Genomic DNA, 23,034 nt, shown 5'->3' with positions numbered 1-23,034 from the left:
GTTGGTGCGGTACTAGGGCCGAAAAACAAGAGCAATGCAATGCGCAAATGACAAGTTCAAGTCCCGAAACCTCCGATTCGGCCACGGTCAGTGGTCAAATTGGTCAGCTTTCAGGCAGCAACGCCGCAGGCGATGGCGGGTTGGGAACGGCAAGGTAGAGATCGGCTGCAATGTCGATCAACCCGCGGATGTGTAGCGCTGCGCGATCTGCCGGGGAAAGGTCTGAGATCGCGGCGCGAACCGCGGTGGCGACCGGAGCCGGATCGCGCGTGATCGCGGTGATGTAGGGCAACGTCGGGGTGGGGCGTGTGCTTTCCACCGGGCGCAAACGCTTGCCCAGATCGGTATGCTCTTGCAGCAGCACCCATGTAAGCGCGTCCAGCGATGCGAAATCGGCATGTCCATCGGCCACGGCCTGCGCCGACAAAGCGTGTCCACCGGTTTCCAGCAGGCGCGCCGGAGCAAGGCCCAGTTCGGACAGATGCGTGACCGGCGCGGCCCAACCCGATTGGGACAGCGCCTCGTTAAAAGCAAAAAAACCGGCCGCCAGTTCAGGCAGATCGCGCGCGTCTTCAGCGCGGGCCACGAAAACCGAGCAGTAGTGTCCCCGCGGACAGCCCGGCAGGTCATAATCTGGAGTGCCGACCAGATGCACCTTGCCGTGCAGGCGCGTGCGATAAGGCATGCCGCAGGTCTGGGCAAAGACAAGGTCAGGGTCCTGCCAGATCTCCCAGAAATCGCGATCACGGGTCAGATGGTTCGGACCTTCGCCCAAATATGCGCGAATCAAACTCCAAAAGCGATCGTTGGCCGGTTGCAAAGCGGGCATGTCGTACATGCCCAGCATCGCCGTCACGATTTGGCGGCCTTCTGCCGGGCTAGAGCTGAATCCACGTCGCTGACGCCCAGGAGGCTGACGACCAGCCGCAGCAGCGAGTCCTCGTCCTGCGAGCGCTGACCGTCAGCCAGCGCCACCGACCACAGCGCCTGAACCACGCCGAGGCGATGGTCGTACGGCACCGCATCCTTGATGGCACGGGTAAAGCGGACGGTATCAGGGGCCTCGGCCTCCAGATCTTCGGCCTGGGCGCGCAGCCCTGCGGCCTCGAACGGGGACAGGCCGTAGCGCTCGGCCAGAACCTTGTCGATGCGCGACATCTCGGTATCGGCATAGTCATCATCGGACCGAGCGAGGCGAACCAGCAGGGCGGCCAAGGCCAGCCGGGCGTCGTCATCGGTCAGTGGGTCGGGCTGCGGCTGGGTCAGCCGGGACAGGAAGGCGTTGAACATGGCCTAGATATAGCGGCCACTCAGCCCGCGTCCAAGCGGCTTTGCACCCGTTCGCGCGCGGCCCGGCTGTCATTGTAGCTGAGGCCCATGGCGATACGCGCTTCTTCGACGATCTTGATCTCGCCCTCGTCCGAATTGCCGTCGGCCAGCACAACCTCCCAAAGGGCCTCCATCGCGGCCAGACGTTCGTGCAAATCCGTCGTTTCGCGGATCAGTTTGCCGAACGTATCCGTGTCGGGGGCTGCGGCGTGCAGCTTTTCGCAGGTGGCGCGGACCTTGGCGGCCTCGATCGCGTTGTGCTGATAGAGCCGCGCCAGGATGCGGTCGATCAGGCTGATTTCCTCGATCTTGTAGTCGCGGTCGGCCTGCGCAACACGTACCAGCAAAGCGCCAAGCGCCAGTTCCGCATCAGGGTCCGGCAGCGTGGTCTGCTGAGGAGGGCGCAAAGCCTGCAGGAAGTTCTTTAGCAGTGGCATTGGGGAATCCGTATTTCTGTCACCGTGTCCGTGCTAGGCGTCATACCCTTCGATGATCACCAGATCACCGGATGAAACAGGATCGCGCAAGGCTTTAGCCTTTTGGTACAGGTCGCTTTCATAGCAGGCCAGGGCGGCCTCGTAGCTGGGAAATTCGATAACGACGGTTCGCGCCCGCGCTGCGCCTTCCCGCACCTGACGATCTCCACCGCGGACCAGAAAACGGGCACCGTATTCGGCAAACGCCTCGCCATTGGCAGCGATGTAGGTCTTGTAGGTCTCCATGTCGTCTACATCGACATGGGCCACCCAGTATCCTTTGCTCACGCGGTCTGCTCCTTTTGTCCGTTCCGGCTCAAACTGAACCGGAACGCTTTGCAAAGCAAGACCAAGCCGTACAGTCCGCTTCAGACCAGACGCGACGTGTCCTTGGCCGCGCGAACGAAGTCGCGGAACAACGGGTGCGGATCGAAAGGTTTGGATTTCAGTTCCGGGTGGTACTGCACGCCGATGAACCACGGGTGATCCGACCATTCGACGATCTCGGGCAGGCGTCCGTCGGGTGACATCCCCGAGAAGTTCAAACCCGCTTTCTCAAGCTGTTCGCGATACTTGGTGTCCACCTCATAGCGGTGGCGGTGTCGTTCTTCGATCTGGGTGCTGCCATAGACCTCGGCCACTTTCGAGCCTTCGGTCAGAACCGCGTTGTAGGCACCCAGACGCATGGTGCCGCCCTTGTCGTCACCAACCTTGCGTTCGATCTTGGCGTTGCCCTGAACCCATTCCTTGAGGTGATAGACCACCGGTTCAAAGCGTTTTTTGCCGGCCTCGTGGTCGAATTCCTCGGACCCCGCGCCGGAAATGCCGGCCACGTTGCGCGCGGCCTCGATCACTGCCATCTGCATGCCCAGACAGATGCCCAGATACGGCACCTTGTGTTCGCGGGCATATTGCGCAGCCTTGATCTTGCCTTCGGTGCCGCGCTCGCCAAAACCGCCGGGCACCAGAATGGCGTGGAACCCTTCCAGATGCGGGCCGGGGTCTTCGGTGTCGAAGATCTCGGCATCGACCCACTCAACCTTGACCCGGACGCGATTGGCCATGCCGCCATGGGTCAGCGCCTCGGCGATGGACTTATAGGCGTCTTCCAGTTGGGTGTACTTTCCGACGATCGCGACCTTCACTTCGCCCTCGGCGTTGTGGATGCGGTCGCTGACGTCTTCCCACTTCGACAGGTCGGGCTTGGGCGCCGGGCTGATCTGGAATGCGTCAAGCACGGCCTGATCGAGACCTTCGCGGTGATAGGCCAGCGGCGCGTCGTAAATGGTCGAGAGATCTTGCGCGGCGATTACCGCGTCGGGGCGCACGTTGCAGAACAGGGCCAGCTTTTCGCGCTCTTTCTGCGGGATCGGTCCTTCGGAACGGCAGACCAGAATGTCGGGCGCCAGGCCGATTGAGCGCAGTTCCTTGACCGAGTGCTGGGTGGGCTTGGTCTTCAGCTCGCCAGAGGCCTTGATGTAAGGCAACAGGGTCAGGTGCATGAAAATGCACTGGCCGCGCGGTTTGTCCTGACTGAACTGACGGATGGCTTCAAAGAAGGGCAGGCCTTCGATGTCGCCCACGGTGCCGCCGATCTCGCACAGCATGAAATCGACCTCATCCTCGCCGATGGCGATGAAGTCCTTGATCTCGTTGGTCACGTGCGGGATCACCTGAATGGTCTTGCCCAGATAGTCGCCGCGGCGTTCCTTTTCCAGAACGTTTGAATAGATCCGCCCCGAACTGACCGAGTCGGTCTTTCGTGCGGCAACACCCGTGAAGCGCTCGTAGTGTCCCAGGTCCAGGTCGGTCTCGGCCCCGTCGTCGGTGACGAAAACTTCACCATGTTCGAACGGCGACATCGTGCCGGGATCGACATTCAGGTAGGGATCCAGCTTGCGCAGCCGAACCGAGTATCCCCGAGCCTGCAGAAGCGAACCCAGAGCAGCGGACGCCAGCCCTTTGCCCAAGGATGAAACAACACCACCAGTGATGAAAATAAATCGTGCCATGTTTCTTCGGCTGCCCCCGTGAGACGTCAACATCAACTGCCCGGCGGTTCGAAAAAACCGCAGCATCACGGGACTTCACGTATAAAGGATTCGCGCAAAAAGCGCAAGAGAACCGCAAGATGCTGTTGTGGTTCTCTTTCAGATTTCTAGGTTTTGTGGATCAGTCGGCCTGTGGGATCAGCGGCGCGTTGTCGCCCTGCGCCGGCGGCAGCAGGTCCTCGGCCGAGGGAACAGCAGGTGTGCTCTCTTCGGTCGCGTCCTGAGCCGGAACGCCAAGTCGGTCGATGACCGAGCTTCCAGCTGATTTTTCCGCGGCAAGAATCGTCAGCGTGATCGAGGTGACGATGAAGCAGGCTGCAAGGATCCAGGTCACCTTTGCCAGTGCCGTCGTTGCCGAACGTCCTGCAATGGCGCCACCGCCGCCGCCACCCATGCCCAGGCCACCGCCTTCGGACCGCTGCAGCAGAACAACGGCGATCAGGCCCAAAGCCAAAAGAAGGTGGATGATGAGAACGACGTTTTCCATGGTGTTCCTGTGCGGCGTGGCGTGTATCGCCGGGTACTTAAGCAAGTTTGAGGCCGGGGGCAAGCCACGAGTTGCCATCACCGCCGGGGATTGTGCCGAACAGGCCAAATGGGGCTGGACACCCGGCGGTGCCTGGCTCAGGCTGCGGCCATGCCACATGACGATCACGACCACCCGCACGCGTTGCTGCCCCCGGACCCCGCTTTGCGCGTCAAAGCGCTTGAGACGATCCTGACCCGCAAGGGTTTGATCGATCCGGCCGCTCTGGACAAGATCATCGACACCTATCAGAACCGGATCGGTCCGCAGAACGGTGCGAAGGTTGTTGCCAAAGCTTGGTCGGACCCGGAGTTCAAACGCGCCCTGCTCGACGACGCTACGCCTTCGCTCTCTGAGATGGGGTTTTATGGCCGGCAGGGCGAACATATGGTCGTGGTCGAGAATACTCCCCGGACGCACAACATGGTCGTCTGCACCTTGTGTAGCTGTTACCCATGGCCGCTGTTGGGTATCCCCCCGGGTTGGTACAAATCTGACGCATACCGCGCCCGAGCCGTGCGCGAGCCGCGCCGCGTCCTGGCTGAGTTCGGAGTTGAACTGCCCAAGGGTACCGCAGTTCGGGTCTGGGATTCGACCGCCGAAATACGGTATCTGGTCCTGCCCATGCGCCCGGAAGGCACTGACGGTCTGAGCGAGGAGGACCTGGCCGCGCTGGTCACGCGCGACAGCATGATCGGCACGGGTTTGCCGAAGGTGTCGGCATGACCCGTGTCCACGACATGGGCGGGCGGTTCGGCGACGGGCCGGTACGCCCCGAGCCTGAGGACGCGCCGGTTTTTGCCGAAGACTGGCACGCGCGGGCCCTTGCCGTGACGCTGGCTGCGGGCGCGTTGGGCCAATGGAACATCGACACGTCGCGCCATGCGCGGGAAAGGCTGTCCCCCAAGGACTATGCCCGGTTCAGCTATTACGAGAAATGGATTTCGGCCCTGGCCGACCTGTTGGTCGAGACCGGGGTTTTGCGGATCGAGGATCTGCGCGGGCAGGGCGTTGACGAGCCACATCCGCTTGCTCCGCGAAAACTGCCGGCAGATGCGGTGGCCAGAGTGCTGGCCAAAGGTGGACCGGCCGATCGCCCGTCGAACATCCCTGCCGCTTTTGAGGTCGGCCAGACCGTTCGCACGTTGCGCCCTTCTGCCAATCGTCTTGTTGAAGGGGGACACACGCGGCTGCCCGCTTACGGAGCCGGCGCGACCGGACGCATTTTGCGGTTTCACGGCACACATGTCTTGCCGGACTCCAGCGCGCATGGTCTGGGTGAAGCGCCCGAGCCGCTTTATGCCGTTGCTTTTCCCGCGTCGGAACTGTGGGCCAATCCCGAACACCCGGATGACGAGGTGATTCTGGATCTCTGGCAAAGCTATCTGGAACCCGCATGAGCATCTGTCCCGATCACAACGCCCCAAGACCGGTTTTTGAGAACCCCTGGCACGCTCAGGTGTTTGCGGTGACGGTGGCGTTGAACGAGGCCGGCCGGATTTCCTGGACCGATTGGGCCGCCCGGTTCTCCGAGACTTTGCGGCGCCACGGGCTGAACCGCGAGCTGGACGGGGGCGATGACTATTTCATGGCCTGGCTCGAAACGCTCGAGTCGGTTTTGGCAGAGCAGGAAACGGCATTGCCCGAAGAAATCCACGAAATGCGCGCAGCTTGGGAGGAGGCGTATCTGAAGACGCCTCACGGAATGCCGGTACGCCTGTAGCGCAAGTTGGCTTTCAAGGTGTTGCCCGTTCAGGGCCTTTTCCACGTGTGTTCCCGGCAAGATGAACAACGGCGCGGACTCCGTCCGGTGGCCATGATCCCCGACAAGAGCATTGCGCGTCGGCGCGATTGGTGGCTGCGGCGAATTACCGGTTTCCCTGTTGCCTGCGCCCCGCTATATGGGCCGGGTTTGGTAATTCAGCGCAAAAAGGACCGGATATGGCCAATGTGGTTGTTGTCGGCGCCCAATGGGGTGACGAAGGAAAAGGCAAGATCGTCGACTGGCTCAGCGAGCGGGCAGACGTGATCGCGCGTTTTCAGGGCGGACACAACGCCGGGCATACGCTGGTCGTCGATGGTGAGGTCTACAAGCTGCATGCACTGCCGTCTGGTGTGGTGCGTGGTGGCAAGCTGAGCGTCATCGGCAACGGGGTTGTCCTGGATCCCTGGCATCTGCTGAAAGAGATCGAAACGATCCGCGCGCAAGGCGTCGAGATCACACCTGAAACGCTGATGATTGCGGAAAACACACCCTTGATCCTGCCGATCCACGGCGAGCTGGACCGCGCGCGCGAGGAAGCAGCGAGCAAGGGCACCAAGATTGGCACGACTGGACGCGGGATCGGCCCGGCCTATGAAGACAAGGTTGGTCGCCGCTCGGTGCGTGTGGCCGATCTTGCGGATGAGGCGACTCTCGAGGCTCGGGTCGATAGGGCGTTGCAACACCACGACCCGCTGCGCAAGGGTTTGGGTATCGACGCCGTGGATCGTGACGCGCTGATCGCCCAATTGAAGGAAATCGCGCCGCAGATCCTGCCTTTTGCGGCCCCCGTCTGGAAAGTGCTGAATGAAAAGCGCAAAGCGGGCAAGCGCATCCTGTTCGAAGGCGCTCAGGGTGCACTGCTGGATATCGATTTCGGTACGTATCCGTTTGTGACCTCGTCGAACGTGATTGCAGGGCAAGCGGCGACGGGCGTGGGGATTGGTCCGGGGTCGATCGACTTCGTTCTGGGTATCGTGAAGGCCTACACTACCCGTGTTGGCGAAGGACCGTTCCCGACCGAACTGCACGACGCCGACGGGCAGCGACTGGGAGAGCGCGGACATGAATTCGGCACCACGACAGGCCGCAAGCGGCGCTGCGGCTGGTTTGACGCCTGCCTCGTGCGACAAACCTGCGCCACAAGTGGCGTCAACGGAATCTCTCTGACCAAGCTCGATGTTCTGGACGGGTTCGAGACACTGAAAATCTGTGTCGCTTACGAACTGGACGGCAAGCGTTTGGACTATTTGCCGACGGCTGCGGATCAGCAGGCGCGGTGCACACCGATCTATGAAGAAATGCCGGGCTGGAGCGAGTCCACCGAAGGCGCGCGCAGCTGGGCAGACTTGCCGGCAAACGCCATCAAATATGTCCGCCGGGTGGAAGAACTGATCGAATGCCCGGTGGCGCTGCTGTCCACCAGCCCGGAGCGGGACGACACCATCCTGGTGACCGACCCGTTTGCCGACTGATGGCAGGCGCGGACAAACCCGGCCTCAGCTACAAGGCCCGCAGACGGTGGTCGCTGGTTTTGTTGCTGGTGGGGCTGCCGCTGTACATTGTGGCGGTGGTCACCATCGTGAACTGGCTGGACCGACCATCAATCCTGGTCGAACTACTGGTCTATGTGGTTTTGGGTGTTCTGTGGGCACTGCCATTCAAATTTGTATTTCGTGGCGTTGGCAAAGAAGACCCGGATCAAGATCAGCAATAGACCAGACCGTTGTAAGAAACCTGCCGACGTGACAGGCTTGTCCGAAAAACAGTTTCGAAAAGCACAACTCGGCAGGTGGATCCTTGATGAAAAATGCTGTTTTGGTCACATTGACCAGCCTCTCAACCCTGAGTTCGGGTGCCGTCTGGGCTGATGATTGGGAATTCGTCATTGCCCCTTACCTCTGGGGGCCGGATTTCAGAACCTCTCTGGACATTGGGCCGAACCCTCCGGTTGATGGCAGCAAATCCATCTTCGACATTCTAAACAGTGCTTTCCTGATCGCGGGCGAGGCCCGGAAAGGGCGTTGGACGATCGGAGGCGAGTTCAACTATCTGAATCTGGGTGACACCGTTTCCATCGGACCATTCAGCAACGCCGCGAGCTGGGAGCTGGACGGGATCATGACCTCGCTCGCGGGCAGCTACGCGGTGGCAGAGGACAGCCAGTCCCGAATTGAGGTGCTGGGCGGGCTGCGCCATTGGGATCTTGATCTCTCGACAACCGTGGCCGGTTTCACGGCAAGCACTGACCAAAGCTGGACGGATCCAATCATTGGGGCACGATACTCTCGCGCGCTGAATGAGCGTTGGAAACTTGCGGCCATGGGCAACATCGGTGGTTTTGGCTATGGGTCGAAATTCCAGTGGGAAGCCCTCGTTCAAGCCAATTGGAGCTGGACCGAGACCATCGATGTTGCAGCCGGCTACCGTCATCTGAGCGTTGATTTTGAGGACGGCCGCAACGTTGTCGATCTTATACTGACCGGCCCGTACGTCGCGTTGGCGTTCAAGTTCTGAGCTTTTACGCAAAATGCAAAAAAGGCCGGAGAGGATCTCCGGCCTGTCTTGGGCAGTTGGGGGGTCTTGTCAGCCCGCGGCGCGCTTGTCGTCGGGGCGGAAGCCGATCTGGTTCGAGGCGGCAAAGCGCCCTCCGCCGGCTTTTTCGATCTTTCCATCGCGCAGAAGCTGGCCGAACGAACGCAAGCTTTCTTCGCGGTTGAACTCATCCTGCTTGAGTGACCGCACCTTGTTCATCAGCTGTGGACGCGAGAACTGCTCCTGACCTTCGATGAAAGACAGGTAGGCCGCCGCCGCCTCCAGCAGGTCGGGCAGGGATTGTGCGCCCTGCTCCTGAGCGAAATGGGCAAAGCCGCCTTCTTCGGATGCGTCGTCGTCTTGTGCTGCGGTCACGCGGCGTGGGGTGACCGGACCGGCGTCCGCGTCCTGCGTATCGATGCGCTGCTCGGCAACCAGCTTGAGCGGCGCGGCCGTATCCGACTCGGGGCGCATGCTGGTGACATGGATTTCGGGACGACGGGGGCTGACAACCGAGGCCAGGTCTCCACGATATTTCTGGTTTTCGTCCTCATCCGCATCGCGGGCCTTGCCGCCTTCAGCTTCGGTCGCTGCCACAGCTGTGCGCAGGTGGGAATAAGTTTCCCGCTTGTCCGAAGTGGCCGGGTCGTCCATTTGGGCGTCGGCCTTCTCCATCAGGCGCAACACGTCCGAGTCCATGTCCTGAGGCTTGCTTGCGTCGCGTTTCGAGCGCGCATCCATTTCCGCTTCGATTTCCGAGATCTCACCCAGGATGCTCTCTTCGTCTTCGGCAGTCAGGACGCCGTCTTCCGCGAGTTCAGAGACTTCCTCATCGGCATCTTCGGGCTGATCACCCAGAATGTTGAGGATGTCGTCAGCCTCGGGCTCCGAGTCGGTGTCCTCTTCAAGATCAGCAAAGAGAATCTCGGACGAGGCTTCTTCATCACTGGCGGCCTGGTCGTCTTCGGACGTTTCTTCCGCCGCGGCTTCCTCAGCCTCTTCCAGATCAGCTTCAACTTCCGGAGCATCCTCGGCGCCTTCATCAGCCTCCGCTTCGACTTCCGATGCTGCCGAGAATTCTTCTTCCGCTTCGAATTCGACCGCGGCCTGAGGTTCTTCCTCGGCCAGGTCGACAAACGGGTCCGTGGGCTGTTGTGTGGCTTCTACCGGAGCATCTTCCTGCATCACCTCTTCAGTTGCATCCAGATCTTCGGGGCTGAGCGCTCCGGCTTCGAATGCGGCCGAGATGGCGTCAATCTGGGGCTCGGGCGAGGCTAGAAAACCGCTGTCTTCGTCTTCGCTGTAGGCGGGGGGCGTCTGGTCATTATGCGAGACGACCGCGCGGATGCGCTGCAGCTTGGCGGCGATGCTGTCGGCGCCTTGGGGGGCTGCGGATTCGACTGGCTCGGCATCGGCAAAGAATGCGGCAGCACCAGCCGCCGGTGCTGTGTCGACCACGCTCAGGTCAGGGCTGGTGGGCGCCGGTGTGCTGGCTGCGGGTGCGGGTTGTTGCGGGGCCGCATCATGGGCTTCATCCGTGGCGCGCAGCAGCAGTCCGGTGTCGTTCTGCTTGGCTTCCACACGGCGCGAAGCGTCACGCTGAGCGATACGGGTCAACATTTCTGCGTCTGGTTGCGGAGGCTCGGAGCCGAAATACCTGTCATCCGCAGCAAGATCGCGGAAGTATTCGGCAATCGCCTTCATCGTCTCAAAGGAATCGTCAAAGCCTTCCAAAGTGCATGAGAAGGTTCCGTAGGAAACGGTCAATACCTTGTTGTTCTGTACCATCAGACGCACGTCCTCTACAAACTACACAGAGCCAACCCGCGCGACGCTGGGCGCGTCTGTCAGCTCGAACCTGTTCTAAAGAACCTATCATTTTGTGGTCTCAATGTGTCCAAAAGCGGGAAAAATGGTCAATCTTGGAAAAAACGGCGAAATTGTTCATTCCAAAAGACCAATTGCCCTGTTCGGAGGAGGGGAAATCGGCCCCGATGACCTGAATCTGGCGCTGAATCGCGTCAACGGCGCTGTTGCTGCGGATGGCGGGGCCGCCGCGTTGATCGAATCGGGGCGCGTTCCGGATGCGGTAATAGGCGACTTCGATTCGTTGGAACGCGCCTATCTTGCACGGATACCAGAGGACCGTTTGTTTCCGATCCGGGAACAGGACAGCACTGATTTCGACAAGGCCTTACGCAATATCCGCGCGCCGCTGGTCTTGGGCGTTGGGTTTCTCGGAGGTCGGCTGGACCACCAACTGGCGGTGCTCAATACGCTGGTTTGCCACCAAGACAGGCCGTGCGTCCTGCTGGGCGCACGCGAAGTGGTCTTTCACGCCCCGCCCAGCGTATCACTGTCTCTCACGCCGGGCGACACAGTGTCATTGTTTCCATTTCAGCGTGTAACCGGACGCAGTTCGGGGTTGGAGTGGCCGATCGACGGTCTGGTGCTTGAGCCGGACGGGCGAGCCGGAACATCGAACCGTGCGCTGGCTCAGGTTACCCTCGAGGTCGACGGACCCGGGTTGCTGGTCATGGTGCCGCGCGACGCTCTTGATGCTGTCATGCGGGCGTTTGCGTCGGCGCAGACCGGGCGCTGGCCCGCTCGCGCAGGATGACATAAAGCCCGGCCGCGATCGTGATGGCGATCCCGAGGGCCGCCAGGCCGTTTGGCAGGTCGTGAAAGATGAGCCAGCCGATCAACGTCGCCACCGGTATTTCCAGATACTGCATCGGCGCCAGCGTTGCTGAAGGCGCGAACCGCAGCGCCCATGTCATCAGCAGATGTGCCACGGTTCCGAGAACACCGATGGCCAACAGCAACCAATGAGCGTTGTCTTGCGGCAGGGTCAGTGCCAGATCCGGAAGACCTGTCAGGGCCCCGATCGCAAGCACTGGAGCCAGGACCGCGGTGGCCAGCAGCCCGGACACGGCCTGCAGGGCAATCGGATCGGTTTCTTTGGCAATCTGCCGGGTCACCAGCATGAACAGGGCAAAGACGACAGCCACGATCAGCGGCAAAAGGGCCGGAGCACCAACCTCGGCAAAGCTGGGCTGGATGACCAGCAACGTGCCAGCAAAGCCGACAATGCAGGCGATCAGACGACGATGCCCGACTTCTTCACCCAGCACATACTTGCCCAACAGTAGCATGATGAACGGCATGACAAAGGCGATGGCGACGGCATCGGCCAAAGGCAGATACTGCAGCGCACTGAACATCGCGGCTATTCCGACAATGTGCAGCAGAGTGCGCAGCACGGTCAGCCGCAGCACGCGCCCGCGCATCCGCCAGGTCCGACCCGTCAGCGCCACCAGCGGGATCAGGATGGCCGCCTGAACCGCAAAACGCACCAGCACAAGAACGCCAAGCGGAGTGGTTTCTCCCAACAGCTTGGCCAAGGCATCGCCCAGCGGTGCAAGCACGCAGAAACCAAGCATCAAAACGATGCCGAAGACGGGACGATCCTGTGTCATGGCCGCGACGCTAGACGTTTCCCGAAGAATGGGAAAGGCCCGTCGTCAGCCCTCGGGCAAGGGCTGCACCTTTGTGTAGTCCGGACCGAAGCAAGTGGGCAGCCCGTCGCCCAGTTCGAGCCACGTCAGTTTCTCTTCATAGGCGACATGCAGCGTTGGCCGCAGGGCTTCGGGGTTCTCCAGTGTCGCTACATAAAGGTGCAAAACGTCGGACATCGTAGTGGATCGGAACGAGATCGGCGTTCCGCAATGCGGGCAAAAGCTTCGCTCGACACCGGGGGAAGAGTTGAACCGCTTCGGTTCCTCTCCGGTCCAACGCCACTTACCGTCGCGGACCCCAAAATATGTGGCCATCGGCGCGGCACACTGGCGGCGGCAGCTGTTACAATGGCAGGAAACACAAGACAGGACCGGAGGGTCGACCTCGAACCCAATTCTGCCGCACAGGCAATGTCCACGCATTGAGCTGCCCTCCCTGTTTGTTCCCTCAGCAGTTTGGCACGTTGACGGCCAGTCCGCCCAGCGAGGTTTCCTTGTACTTTTCGTGCATGTCATGGCCGGTCTGGCGCATAGTCTCGATCACCGCGTCCAGCGGCACGAAATGCTGCCCGTCTCCGCGCAGGGCCAGCGACGCCGCCGAAACCGCCTTGATCGCGCCCAGCCCGTTGCGCTCGATGCAGGGAACCTGCACCAGCCCGGCGACCGGGTCGCAGGTCATGCCCAAGTGATGCTCCAGCGCGATCTCGGCGGCGTTTTCCACTTGTTCCGGTGTGCCGCCCATCACTGCGCAAAGACCCGCCGCGGCCATTGCGGCAGCGCTGCCGACCTCGGCCTGACAGCCAGCCTCGGCACCCGAGATCGACGCGTTGTACTTCACCAGACCGCCGATGGCGGCGGCGGTCAGCAGGAAATCCTCGATATGGCTTTCTGACGCGCCTGGAACGTGGTCGAGGTAATAGCGCAGCACCGCCGGCAGCACGCCCGCCGCCCCGTTGGTGGGGGCGGTGACGACCTGACCGCCGGCGGCGTTTTCCTCATTCACCGCCATCGCATAGACGCTCATCCAGTCGTTGATCGTGTGCGGCGCGTTCAGGTTCATGCCGCGCTCGGCCATCAGGGCATCGTGGATCGCCTTGGCCCGGCGCCGCACCTTGAGGCCGCCGGGCAGGATGCCGTCGGTGCTCAGCCCGCGCTCGATACAGGCGTTCATCACCTCCCACAATCGAGCGGTGCCCTTCGCGAAACTGTCGGCGCAGCCGCGCGCGATCTCGTTGGCGCGTTTCATCTCGGCGACCGTCTTGCCGCTGCTGCGCGCCATTTCCAGCATTTCGGCGGCGGTCTTGAACGGGAAGGGCACCGGCGGGCCGTCATTGGTGTCCTTGCCTTCGGCCAGTTCCTCTTCGGTCAGGACAAAGCCGCCGCCGACCGAGTAATAAACCTGCCGCAAGATCACGTCGCCCTGCGCGTCGGTGGCCATCAGGATCATACCGTTGGCATGGCCGGGTAGGGTATTGTCGTAGTCGAAGATCAGATCGGCCTTTGGGTCGAACCGCAGGGTCGGCAGACCCTCGGGTGTGACAGTGCCGGTTACGGCAATTGCAGCCAGTGCTGCTTCGGCATGATCGTGGTCATAGCTGTCGGGGACAAACCCAGCCAGCCCCAGGATCGTGGCGCGGTCCGTGGCGTGGCCGACGCCGGTGAAGGCCAAAGATCCATGCAGAGACGCGCGCAAGCCAGCGAATTCGAATGGCGATGCGCGCATCAGATCGAGGAACCGCGCGGCCGCCACCATCGGCCCCATCGTGTGGGACGAGGATGGGCCAACGCCCACTTTGAACATATCGAAGACGGATAGAAACATGTCTGGTCGCTGAGCCTTGTGGCGAGTTGGCGGCCGGGTCGTTTTGAACTGCCCGAACCGCTGGGAAACTGTATGCGCTTTATTTACACAACCGAGCCGACCACTGAAGATTTGATTGCGACGTTTCCGATGGGAAACGCGTATTCGTGTATCGATTATTGCGCCGGTCCCGCGGATTTTGGGCCTCGCAGTCGGGCAGGGCTTTCCGTATAAGTTCCCCAAAGAACTGAGGGGAAGCCGCAATGACAGCAGAGTTGTCACCCATCGACCGGGCCAAGAGCGTCGCCGCCTATCGCGCGGCCGAGATGGTCGAAGACGGGATGCGCGTGGGTCTGGGTACCGGATCGACCGCGGCATGGTTGGTGCGTCGTCTGGGAGAGCGGGTTCGGGACGAAGGTCTGCGGATCAAAGGCGTTCCAACGTCGACGGCTACGGCACAGCTTGCGCGCGAGGTCGGGATCGAGGTTGTTTCGCTGGATCAGGCGGGTTGGCTGGACGTGACGATCGATGGCGCCGACGAATTCGACGGCGAGCTGAACCTGATCAAGGGCGGCGGCGCGGCGTTGCTGCAGGAAAAGATCGCGGCAACGGCCAGCGACCAGATGATCGTGATCGCCGATGCAGGGAAAGAGGTCGAGGCGCTGGGCGCGTTCCCGCTGCCGGTCGAGGTCATTCCCTTTGGCTGGCAGACCACGCGCACGCTGATTGAGGAGTTGCTGGACACGATGGACGTGCTGGGTACTTCGGCGACCCTGCGGATGAACAGCGAGGCGCCGACCGTGACGGATGAGGGCAATCACATACTCGACCTGCACCTGCAACGCATCGGCAACCCGAGGCAACTGGCTTTGGTGCTGAACCAGATACCGGGTGTGGTCGAAAACGGGCTGTTCATCGACATCTGCGACAAGGTCGTGATCGGCCACGGCGACGGCCGGGTCGAGCTGCGCGATTTCAACAGCGGTACGATCGAGCTGGATCGGTTGGGCGACGAACACGACAACCTGTTTTCGGACCTGGCCGACTGAGCCAACCGCGCACCCGGCTTCACAGCGGTGTGCGATTTCCAGGCCAAGGGGTTGGCACGATCATTCACGCCCCCAAATACTCAGGGCAATTTCAGGCAGGCTGACAAAAGGAACGCGGCATGAGCTTTGACTATGATCTTTTCGTCATTGGAGGCGGCTCGGGCGGTGTCCGCGCGGCGCGTGTGGCGGCGGGCGAAAACGGCGCGAAGGTCGCGCTGGCCGAAGAGGACCGCTATGGCGGAACCTGCGTGATCCGTGGCTGCGTTCCCAAAAAGCTGATGGTGTTTGCCAGCGAATACGCGGGAATGGTCGAGGACGCTCGTGCCTATGGTTGGGATATTCAGCCAGGCGCTTTCGACTGGCCGCAGTTCCGCGGCAAGCTGCATGCCGAACTCGACCGGCTGGAAGGCATCTATCGCAATATCCTCAAGAACAACGGTGTCGAAACCTTTGACCAGCGCGCGAAACTGGTCGACCCGCATACGGTTGAACTGGCCGACGGCACTCGCAAGACGGCCAAGCACATCCTGATCGCCACCGGCGGGCGACCGGTGGTGCCGGAATTCCCCGGTTCAGATCTGGCCATCACCTCGAATGAAATCTTCCACCTTGAGAAGCTGCCCGAGACCATGCTGATCGTCGGCGGCGGCTATATCGCCTGTGAATTCGCCGGGATCATGAACGGCATGGGCGTCAAGACCACGCAATTTTATCGCGGCGCGCAAATCCTGCGGGGTTTCGACGACGAGGCGCGCGGGCTGATCTGTGAAGAGATGTGCCAAAACGGGGTCGACGTGCATCTGGGCACCAATGTGCTCGAGATGAAAAAGCAGGGCGACAAGATCTGGGTCAAGGCGACCAACGGGTCTGAACAGTTGTTCGACGTGGTGATGTATGCCACGGGCCGGGCGCCAAACGCGGATGATCTGGGCCTTGAGGCGCTGGGCGTCGAACGTGGCCGCAAGGGGCAGATCATCGTGGATGAATACAGCCAGACGGCGGTGCCTTCGATCTATGCCATCGGGGACGTGACCGACCGGGTGAACCTGACGCCGGTCGCCATCCGCGAGGGCATGGCCTTTGTCGAAACCGTATTCAAGGGCAATCCCACCCCAGTGGATCATGAGCTGATCCCGACCGCGATCTTCACCCAGCCCGAGATGGGAACCGTGGGCCTGAGCGAGGAGCAGGCCGCCGAGCAGGAGCCGATCGAGGTTTACGCGACCTCGTTCAAGCCGATGCAGAAGGCGTTCGCGGGCGGCACGCAACGGGTGTTGATGAAGCTGATCGTCAGCCAGGCCACCCGCAAGGTGCTGGGCTGTCACATTGTCGCCCCCGGCGCGGGCGAAATGATCCAGTTGGCGGGCATCGCGGTCAAAATGGGCGCGACAAAGGAAGATTTCGATCGCACGGTTGCGGTTCATCCGGTGATGGCCGAAGAACTGGTAACCATGCGGCAACCCGTGCGTACCGCTTGATTTGCAACCGCGCGCACACAGGTTACAAGTGATCCCGTAAGAACACGGGCCAAAACAAGGGAAATGAAACACATGGCGGGCAACAGCGGAGGCCCCTGGGGGGGCGGAGGCTCATCCGGTGGCGGAGGAAACCGGGGAAACAATGGGGACGGGCGACGCCCGCCCGAAGGCGACGGGCCGCAGATCCCCGAGATCGACGAGTTGATGAAAAAAGGCCAGGAGCAGCTGCGCGTGCTGATGGGCGGGCGCGGCGGCGGTGGCCGAGGTGGCAACGGATCCGGCCAGGGCGGCGGTGGCGGCCCGGCGATCACCAAAGGCACCATCCTGTTGGGCGGGGTTGCCGCCTTGGTTCTGTGGGGCTTTGCCAGCGCCTATACGGTCAAGCCCGAAGAGCAGTCGGTTGAGCTGCTGTTCGGTCGCTTTACCGGAATCGGCACCGAAGGTCTGAACTTTGCCCCGTGGCCTGTTGTCACGGCCGAAGTCATCCCGGTGAAGGTCGAACAGACCGAAACCATCGGATCTGGCGGTCGCGGTTCGGACGCCGGTCTGATGCTGACGGGCGACGAAAATATCGTCGATATCGATTTCCAGGTGGTCTGGAATATCTCGAATCCTGCGGACTACCTGTTCAACCTGCGCGACCCGAAACAAACTATCCAGGCCGTGTCTGAGTCGGCCATGCGCGAGATCATCGCGCAGTCGGACCTCGCGCCGATCCTGAACCGCGACCGTGCTATCATCGCCGAACGGCTTGAGGAACTGATCCAGTCGACTCTGGACAGCTACAACTCGGGTATCAACATCGTCCGTGTGAACTTTGACGGCGCCGACCCACCGGAACCGGTAAAGGATGCCTTCCGCGAGGTTCAGTCGGCTGGACAGGAACGCGACCGGCTGGAGAAGCAGGCCGATGCCTATGCGAACCGGGTTTTGGCCGGCGCGCGTGGTGAAGCCGCGCAGGTGCTGGAAGAGGCCGAAGGCTATCGGGCACAGGTCGTGAACGAAGCTCAGGGTGAGGCCAGCCGGTTTGGCGCGGTTCTCGAAGAATACTCGAAAGCTCCGGATGTGACCCGCAAACGTCTGTACCTTGAACGGATGGAGCAGGTTCTGGGCGACGTGGACAAGATCATCTTGGATGACAGCGCAACAGGCCAGGGGCAGGGCGTCGTGCCTTATCTGCCGCTGAACGAACTGCGCCGCAACTCGGGTGAGGGGAACTAAGACATGCGTAAATCAACCTTTCTCCTACCTGCCATTTTCGTGGTTATTGTGATCGCCCTCTCAGCGATCTTCATCGTGGACGAGCGTGAAAAAGCGCTGGTTCTGCAATTCGGTCGCGTGATCGACGTCAAGGAAGACCCGGGCCTGGCCTTCAAGATTCCGGTCATTCAGGAGGTCGTGCGCTACGATGACCGTATTCTAAGCCGCGAGGTCGGGCCGCTGGAAGTCACGCCGCTGGATGACCGCCGCCTGGTGGTCGACGCCTTCGCGCGCTATCGGATCACCGATGTGCGGCAGTTCCGTGAGGCCGTGGGTGCCGGTGGCATCGACACAGCGGAGCAGCGTCTGGATTCGATCCTGCGCGCCAAAACCCGCGAGGTTCTGGGTTCGGTAAGCTCGAATGACATTCTCAGCTCGGACCGGGCGGCGCTGATGCTGCGCATTCGCAACGGCGCGATCGCCGAGGCCCGCGATCTGGGCCTTGAGGTGATCGACGTTCGCCTGAAACGTACCGACCTGCCGCAGGCCAACCTCGAAGCGACCTTTGCCCGGATGCGCGCCGAGCGGGAACGCGAGGCGGCCGACGAAGTGGCGCGCGGTGAAGAAGCTGCACAGCGGATCCGTGCCCAGGCTGACCGGACCGTGGTCGAACTGGTCTCCGAGGCCCGCCGTGAGGCGGAGATCGTTCGCGGTGAGGCTGATGCCGAACGGAACGCGATCTTTGCCGAAGCCTATGGCAAGGACCCGGAGTTCTTCGAGTTCTACCGCTCGCTTTCGGCCTATGAGAACGCTCTGAAAGGCGGCAACAGCTCGCTGGTGCTCAGCCCGGATTCCGAGTTCTTCAACTACCTCGGATCTCCGCAAGGCCGTTCGGCGCCCGCCGCGCCGGCCTCCCAATAATGGGTATGATCCTGCTGGCCTTCGGGCTGGTGTTGATTGTCGAGGGGCTGGCCTATGCGCTGGCCCCTTCGCTTGTCGAGCGGATGCTTGAGGCGTTGCGCAGCATCCCCGAACCGGCCCGCAGACTGGTCGGACTTCTGTGTGTGGTCAGTGGCTTCGTCCTGTTGTGGACGGCCAATCGGCTGGGGTTTTGATCGGTTGGAGTAAACTGGCAGTGAATTCCTCAACTTCCCGAGTTGCGGGCGGTCACAAACTGACTACATTGTTTCCCAGCAAGCTGCTCAGGCAGCCACCAACAGAACAATGTCGACAAGGAGAGACCAAGTGCAGGCAGTAGCACGCAGTGTATCCGTCCGCCGGGACGATGTGGTGACGATGGCGCGGCTTTTGTGGCTGGCTTTTGCCGCGGTTTCCCTTTTGTTGCTGCAGACGTTGGCTGCACAGGCCCGTCAGGAAAGCCTGGCGCCGCTGGTCAACCGGATCAGCCCGGCCGTGGTCAACATCACCACGACGACCCTGATCGAGGGGCAGTCGGGCGCGCAGGGGATCGTTCCCGAGGGTTCCCCGTTCGAGGACTTTTTCCGCGAGTTCCAGGACCGCAATGGCGACCAGGACAATCGCCCGCGCCGCAGCAATGCCTTGGGATCGGGGTTCGTGATTTCCGAGGATGGCTACATCGTCACCAACAATCACGTCATCGCAGAGGCGGATGAAATTCTGATCGAGTTCTTCCCCGGCGATGGTCAGCCCGTAAAGGAGCTGCCGGCCAAGGTTATCGGAACGGATGAGAAAACGGACATTGCGTTGCTCAAGGTCGAGGCGTCGGGTCCGCTGAAATACGTCACTTTCGGCGACAGCGACACAGCGCTTGTAGGGGACTGGGTGGTTGCCATGGGCAACCCGCTGGGCCAGGGGTTCTCGGTATCTGCCGGGATCGTGTCGGCGCGCAATCGCGAGCTCAGCGGTTCCTATGACGACTATATCCAGACGGATGCGGCCATCAACCGGGGCAACTCAGGCGGTCCTCTGTTCAACATGGACGGTCAGGTAATCGGTGTGAACACCGCGATCTTGTCGCCGAATGGCGGGTCGATCGGTATCGGGTTTTCGATGGCGTCGAACGTGGTGTCCAAGGTTGTCGATCAGTTGCGGGAATTCGGCGAAACCCGCCGCGGCTGGCTGGGTGTCCGCATTCAGGACGTGACCGAGGATATGGCCGAGGCGATGGGCCTGGACAAGCCGGGCGGCGCGCTGATCAGCGATGTGCCGGACGGCCCTGCCAAAGAAGCGGGTCTGCTCGCAGGGGATGTGATTCTCAGCTTTGATGGTGTCGAGGTGAAGGACACGCGCGGATTGGTGCGGCAGGTCGGTGAGACACCGGTCGGCAAGTCCGTGCGCGTGGTTGTTCAGCGGGACGGCAGCACTCAGACCGTGCTTGTCACTCTTGGGCGTCGCGAGGATGCCGAGCGTGCGGAAACCGGCGATGATGATGGTGCGGAAGAGGCGCCGCTGGACGAGAATGCAGACATCCTTGGCCTGACGATTTCGCCGCTGACCGACACGTTGCGCGAAGATCTGGGTCTGGACGCGGACGCAGATGGTCTGGTTGTGACGGATGTGGATGAGGCCTCCGAAGCCTACGCCAAGGGCCTGCGGGCAGGCGACCTGATCACCGAGGCTGGTCAGCAGAAAGTGTCGTCGATCTCCGATCTCGAGGATCGGATGGACGAGGCTCGGGAGGCAGGGCGCAAGTCGCTGCTGCTGCTGGTGCGCCGCGGTGGCGATCCGCGCTTCGTCGCGCTGAGCCTCGAAGAGTAGGGCAGCCAGTTTGGTCAACATGATCGGCCGGGGCAGATGCTCCGGCCGATTTTCGTTTTGGCTGCATGAATCAAAAGAGCCACACGCCGGGGAGGCGCGTGGCTCTGGTGCAGGGAGATGCCAGTGGACAGATATCGGGGATGATACTCTGGCACCCTACGGTAACAATTCATTACCTAATTGAAGCGAATCCCGTTGTATGTGAAGCGGATCACATCCGGGTCATTTTCCGGGCAGCAGGTCAGATCAGATCGGATTCGGCGAGTTGGCGCAGGGCGTCAAAGTCGTGGATCTGCAGCCCACCGCGTGAAGCCTCGACCACGTTCGAGCGTTTCCACGTCGAGATCGTCTTGGATACCGCCTCGCGCGTCGCGCCGACGAATTCCGCTAGCTCGCTCTGCGACAGGGCGATGCGTTCGGACGGCGCGTCCTGCTGGTTGGCCAGAAGCAGAAGCTTTCGCGCAAGTCGCACAGGCATCGGCAGGAATACCTGCTCGTTCAACTGCGCCCCCATCCAGCGCATGCGCAGTCCGGCCAGCCGGATCATGTCCTCGGCCAGTTCGGGGTGCTTGCGGATTTGTTCCATCAGATCCTTGCGGCGCACGCGCAGTACACGCGACGGCTCGGCTGCGGTGATTGTGGCGGTGCGCGGGCCGCTGTCAAAGAGTGCGATTTCGCCGAAAACCTCGCCCGGGCGCATCAGGCTGAGCGCCAACTTGCGCCCGCTCATGGCCAGGAAGGACACCTCCAAAGCGCCTTCCAGCAAAGCGTAGAGGGCGTCCCCCTCGTCGCCTTGTTCGAACAAGACCTCGCCGCGGTCCAGCGAGACAGAAGTGGCTAGCGCAGAGAGCATATCACGAAGCCGGTCTGAAGCTTCGGACAGGAACCCGCTGTTCGGAAAGGCGGTCATGGAAGACACGGTTCTCCGGATGAGTGGTGTGGGTGGTTTCCCAGCTTTCCACAGCTTTGAAGCTAAGCCAAGGATTTTATCCGGTTTTCCGAAGGTTTCCCCAAGGTCCGCCGGCCCGTATCAGGGACGCGTTACTGCTTGTCCGGATCGTCCATATAGCTTTGCAGGATGCTGAATTGCAGCATCAGGAACCCCATCAAAGCGATCGGAAAGCCAAAGGTTTCGATCTTGACCCAAAGATCGGTGGACAGGGTGCGCCAAACCAGTTCATTGGCCACCGCCAGCACGGCGAAACAGGCGCACAGGCGGCGGGTCAGGATCATCCAGCCCTCGTGGCGCATGGGCAGCATCTCGTCTAGCACATAGGCGAGGTAGGATTTGCCTTGCAGCAGGCCGATGCCCAGCATCAGCGAGAAGAACCCGTAGACCAGCGTGGTCTTCATCTTGAAGAACCGCTCGTCGTTGAACCAGGCGGTCAGGCCACCGAAGAAGATGACCATGATGGCGGTGAAGATCTGCATCCGGCTGAGCTTGCCGGTCAGATACCACAGGATGCCCATCGCCCCCAGCATCAGCGGAACGAAGATGATGGTGGCCACGATGAAGCCGGAATATTCGGTGCCGCCGATCAGAAAGCTGTCGTCGCGCAGGCGCAGGTAGATGAAGAAGAAGGCCAGCGGTGGTCCCAATTCCAGCACCTGTTTCAAAAACGGATTGATCTCTTTCTTGTCTGCCATGCCTGTCGTCCTGCTGTTCACCCGCCCATTTCAACTATTACCGCGCCCAATGCAATCAATGCCATCAGGATAATGCGCCGAGGCCCCACGGTCTCTTTCAGGGCCAGCCAGCCGATCAGCGCGGCAAAGACGGTCGAGGTTTCGCGCAGCACCGCGGCTTCGCCGACCTTGTCCAGCCGGGTGGCCAGCATGATCGCTCCGAAAGACATGGGGGCGATCAGCCCGCCTGCAAGCCCCCGCAGCATCAAAGGCCCGATTGCCGGGCGGTGAACCATCGCCCGCCAGCGCAGGAACGCGTAGATCGGCATTGTGGCCCCGTCGATCATGAAGAACCAGGCCAGAAAGGTGAACGGATCGGCCGTGGCGCGGATGCCGTAGGCGTCATAGGTGGTGTAGAGCGCCACGAAGAGGCCGGTTGCAACCGCAAGGGCCAATGCGATGCCCAAAGTCTCGCGGTTGGTTTCCAGGAAGCGGAAATTGTAGGCGGCCAACCCGAAGATGCCCGTCAACAGCACGGCGACGCCCAGCCATTGGGTCGGCGAGAAGGTTTCATTGAACAGAAGATAGGCGCCTATGACCGTGAACAGCGGGCCGGTGCCACGCACCACCGGGTAAACCACGGTGTAGGACCCTTTGGTATAGGCCATCGCCTGCAGTGTCTTGTAGGCGACATGGATCAGCCAGACGACGGCGAATATCGGCCACATGAAGGGTTCGGGCCAGGGCACGACGAAGAACGCAAAGGGCGCAGCCATCAGGCAATAACAGGCGTCAATCGCCCCTCGCGACAGCCAGGGGTCGTGCCGACCCTTCTGCAGCGCGCCGAACACCGCGTGCAGGAAGGCCGCCATCAGGGCGAGGCCAAGGGCCAGCCTGTGTCCGGCCTCGGTGCCTTCGAGGGAGATCAGCCAGTCGCTCACGCT

At 61.5% G+C, this 23,034-nt stretch carries 26 protein-coding genes; 13 read left to right on the top strand and 13 right to left on the bottom strand.

The window, feature by feature from the left end; genetic code table 11:
* Window positions 1-103: 103 nt before the first annotated feature.
* The 6 genes from ACR0EF_RS08440 to secG all read right to left on the bottom strand — a co-directional run bounded on the left by ACR0EF_RS08440 (window position 104) and on the right by secG (window position 4,343).
* On the bottom strand, window positions 104-847 hold the full coding sequence (locus ACR0EF_RS08440; protein WP_170370988.1) for a phosphate/phosphite/phosphonate ABC transporter substrate-binding protein: 744 nt from the start codon (window positions 845-847) through the stop codon (window positions 104-106).
* Between the two features lie 5 nt (window positions 848-852).
* Complete coding sequence (locus ACR0EF_RS08435; protein ID WP_093962539.1) at window positions 853-1,290, bottom strand: tellurite resistance TerB family protein; 438 nt, start codon at window positions 1,288-1,290, stop codon at window positions 853-855.
* A gap of 20 nt (window positions 1,291-1,310) precedes the next feature.
* On the bottom strand, window positions 1,311-1,760 hold the full coding sequence (locus ACR0EF_RS08430; protein WP_170370987.1) for a tellurite resistance TerB family protein: 450 nt from the start codon (window positions 1,758-1,760) through the stop codon (window positions 1,311-1,313).
* A gap of 39 nt (window positions 1,761-1,799) precedes the next feature.
* Complete coding sequence (locus tag ACR0EF_RS08425; protein WP_170363112.1) at window positions 1,800-2,093, bottom strand: DUF1330 domain-containing protein; 294 nt, start codon at window positions 2,091-2,093, stop codon at window positions 1,800-1,802.
* 80 nt (window positions 2,094-2,173) lie between these two features.
* Entirely contained in the window at window positions 2,174-3,817 is a 1,644-nt protein-coding gene (locus tag ACR0EF_RS08420) for a CTP synthase (RefSeq protein WP_093963011.1), read from the bottom strand.
* A 160-nt stretch (window positions 3,818-3,977) separates the two neighbouring features.
* Window positions 3,978-4,343 carry a preprotein translocase subunit SecG gene (gene secG, locus ACR0EF_RS08415; RefSeq protein ID WP_093962537.1) on the bottom strand — a complete coding sequence of 122 codons (366 nt, stop codon included), beginning with the start codon at window positions 4,341-4,343 and terminating at the stop codon, window positions 3,978-3,980.
* Between the two features lie 150 nt (window positions 4,344-4,493).
* On the opposite strand from secG, the gene nthA reads away from it, so the two are divergent.
* The 6 genes from nthA (at window position 4,494) to ACR0EF_RS08385 (ending at window position 8,661) form a co-directional block, all read left to right on the top strand.
* A complete protein-coding gene (gene nthA, locus ACR0EF_RS08410) occupies window positions 4,494-5,108 on the top strand; it encodes a nitrile hydratase subunit alpha (protein WP_170372214.1) in 615 nt (204 codons plus the stop codon).
* Window positions 5,105-5,782: a nitrile hydratase subunit beta gene (nthB, locus tag ACR0EF_RS08405; RefSeq protein WP_170372216.1), complete on the top strand. Its 678-nt coding sequence runs from the start codon at window positions 5,105-5,107 to the stop codon at window positions 5,780-5,782. Before nthA ends, nthB begins: the two co-directional genes overlap by 4 nt.
* Entirely contained in the window at window positions 5,779-6,105 is a 327-nt protein-coding gene (locus tag ACR0EF_RS08400) for a nitrile hydratase accessory protein (RefSeq protein ID WP_170338314.1), read from the top strand. Before nthB ends, ACR0EF_RS08400 begins: the two co-directional genes overlap by 4 nt.
* A gap of 218 nt (window positions 6,106-6,323) precedes the next feature.
* The gene (locus tag ACR0EF_RS08395; protein WP_170372218.1) at window positions 6,324-7,619 is read left to right on the top strand and encodes an adenylosuccinate synthase; all 1,296 of its coding nucleotides are present in this window, start codon (window positions 6,324-6,326) and stop codon (window positions 7,617-7,619) included.
* Complete coding sequence (locus ACR0EF_RS08390) at window positions 7,619-7,861, top strand: DUF2842 domain-containing protein (RefSeq protein ID WP_093962533.1); 243 nt, start codon at window positions 7,619-7,621, stop codon at window positions 7,859-7,861. The genes ACR0EF_RS08395 and ACR0EF_RS08390 overlap by 1 nt, the downstream gene beginning before the upstream one ends.
* Before the next feature lie 86 nt (window positions 7,862-7,947).
* Window positions 7,948-8,661, top strand: a complete 714-nt coding sequence (locus tag ACR0EF_RS08385) for a porin family protein (RefSeq protein ID WP_170366491.1) — start codon at window positions 7,948-7,950, stop codon at window positions 8,659-8,661.
* Window positions 8,662-8,730: 69 nt separating this feature from the next.
* On the opposite strand, the gene ACR0EF_RS08380 is transcribed toward ACR0EF_RS08385, so the two are convergent.
* Complete coding sequence (locus tag ACR0EF_RS08380) at window positions 8,731-10,467, bottom strand: hypothetical protein (protein ID WP_170372220.1); 1,737 nt, start codon at window positions 10,465-10,467, stop codon at window positions 8,731-8,733.
* A gap of 124 nt (window positions 10,468-10,591) precedes the next feature.
* Between ACR0EF_RS08380 and ACR0EF_RS08375 the strand changes: the two genes are divergently transcribed.
* Complete coding sequence (locus tag ACR0EF_RS08375) at window positions 10,592-11,299, top strand: thiamine diphosphokinase (RefSeq protein ID WP_170372222.1); 708 nt, start codon at window positions 10,592-10,594, stop codon at window positions 11,297-11,299.
* Here the strand turns inward: ACR0EF_RS08375 and ACR0EF_RS08370 are convergent.
* The 3 genes from ACR0EF_RS08370 to ACR0EF_RS08360 are packed head-to-tail and all read right to left on the bottom strand — an operon-like array spanning window position 11,244 to window position 14,019.
* On the bottom strand, window positions 11,244-12,158 hold the full coding sequence (locus tag ACR0EF_RS08370; protein WP_170372224.1) for a DMT family transporter: 915 nt from the start codon (window positions 12,156-12,158) through the stop codon (window positions 11,244-11,246). The genes ACR0EF_RS08375 and ACR0EF_RS08370 overlap by 56 nt on opposite strands.
* A gap of 45 nt (window positions 12,159-12,203) precedes the next feature.
* Window positions 12,204-12,620, bottom strand: a complete 417-nt coding sequence (locus ACR0EF_RS08365; RefSeq protein WP_170370740.1) for a GFA family protein — start codon at window positions 12,618-12,620, stop codon at window positions 12,204-12,206.
* 25 nt (window positions 12,621-12,645) lie between these two features.
* Window positions 12,646-14,019, bottom strand: coding sequence for an L-serine ammonia-lyase (locus ACR0EF_RS08360; protein ID WP_170370739.1), 1,374 nt, complete (start codon window positions 14,017-14,019; stop codon window positions 12,646-12,648).
* Window positions 14,020-14,261: 242 nt separating this feature from the next.
* Between ACR0EF_RS08360 and rpiA the strand changes: the two genes are divergently transcribed.
* The 6 genes from rpiA to ACR0EF_RS08330 all read left to right on the top strand — a co-directional run bounded on the left by rpiA (window position 14,262) and on the right by ACR0EF_RS08330 (window position 20,464).
* A complete protein-coding gene (rpiA, locus tag ACR0EF_RS08355) occupies window positions 14,262-15,047 on the top strand; it encodes a ribose-5-phosphate isomerase RpiA (protein WP_170338330.1) in 786 nt (261 codons plus the stop codon).
* A 119-nt stretch (window positions 15,048-15,166) separates the two neighbouring features.
* Window positions 15,167-16,525, top strand: coding sequence for a glutathione-disulfide reductase (gene gor, locus ACR0EF_RS08350; RefSeq protein WP_170372226.1), 1,359 nt, complete (start codon window positions 15,167-15,169; stop codon window positions 16,523-16,525).
* 72 nt (window positions 16,526-16,597) lie between these two features.
* On the top strand, window positions 16,598-17,746 hold the full coding sequence (hflK, locus tag ACR0EF_RS08345) for an FtsH protease activity modulator HflK (protein ID WP_170338334.1): 1,149 nt from the start codon (window positions 16,598-16,600) through the stop codon (window positions 17,744-17,746).
* 3 nt (window positions 17,747-17,749) lie between these two features.
* Window positions 17,750-18,646, top strand: a complete 897-nt coding sequence (hflC, locus tag ACR0EF_RS08340; protein WP_170338336.1) for a protease modulator HflC — start codon at window positions 17,750-17,752, stop codon at window positions 18,644-18,646.
* Entirely contained in the window at window positions 18,646-18,840 is a 195-nt protein-coding gene (locus ACR0EF_RS08335) for a DUF2065 domain-containing protein (protein ID WP_093962522.1), read from the top strand. The genes hflC and ACR0EF_RS08335 overlap by 1 nt, the downstream gene beginning before the upstream one ends.
* Before the next feature lie 130 nt (window positions 18,841-18,970).
* Window positions 18,971-20,464, top strand: coding sequence for a Do family serine endopeptidase (locus tag ACR0EF_RS08330; RefSeq protein WP_390895962.1), 1,494 nt, complete (start codon window positions 18,971-18,973; stop codon window positions 20,462-20,464).
* Window positions 20,465-20,705: 241 nt separating this feature from the next.
* Here ACR0EF_RS08330 and ACR0EF_RS08325 read toward each other — a convergent pair whose 3' ends face one another.
* The 3 genes from ACR0EF_RS08325 to ACR0EF_RS08315 all read right to left on the bottom strand — a co-directional run bounded on the left by ACR0EF_RS08325 (window position 20,706) and on the right by ACR0EF_RS08315 (window position 23,031).
* Window positions 20,706-21,374: a Crp/Fnr family transcriptional regulator gene (locus ACR0EF_RS08325; RefSeq protein ID WP_170337872.1), complete on the bottom strand. Its 669-nt coding sequence runs from the start codon at window positions 21,372-21,374 to the stop codon at window positions 20,706-20,708.
* 131 nt (window positions 21,375-21,505) lie between these two features.
* Window positions 21,506-22,111: an inner membrane-spanning protein YciB gene (locus ACR0EF_RS08320; RefSeq protein ID WP_170363125.1), complete on the bottom strand. Its 606-nt coding sequence runs from the start codon at window positions 22,109-22,111 to the stop codon at window positions 21,506-21,508.
* A gap of 17 nt (window positions 22,112-22,128) precedes the next feature.
* Window positions 22,129-23,031 (bottom strand): EamA family transporter, encoded by a 903-nt coding sequence (locus tag ACR0EF_RS08315; protein ID WP_093963009.1) that lies wholly within the window; start codon window positions 23,029-23,031, stop codon window positions 22,129-22,131.
* Window positions 23,032-23,034 lie beyond the last annotated feature (3 nt).

The sequence above is a fragment of the Ruegeria sp. CG8 genome (assembly GCF_056537165.1).
This window is presented reverse-complemented; position numbering and strand designations above follow the sequence as displayed.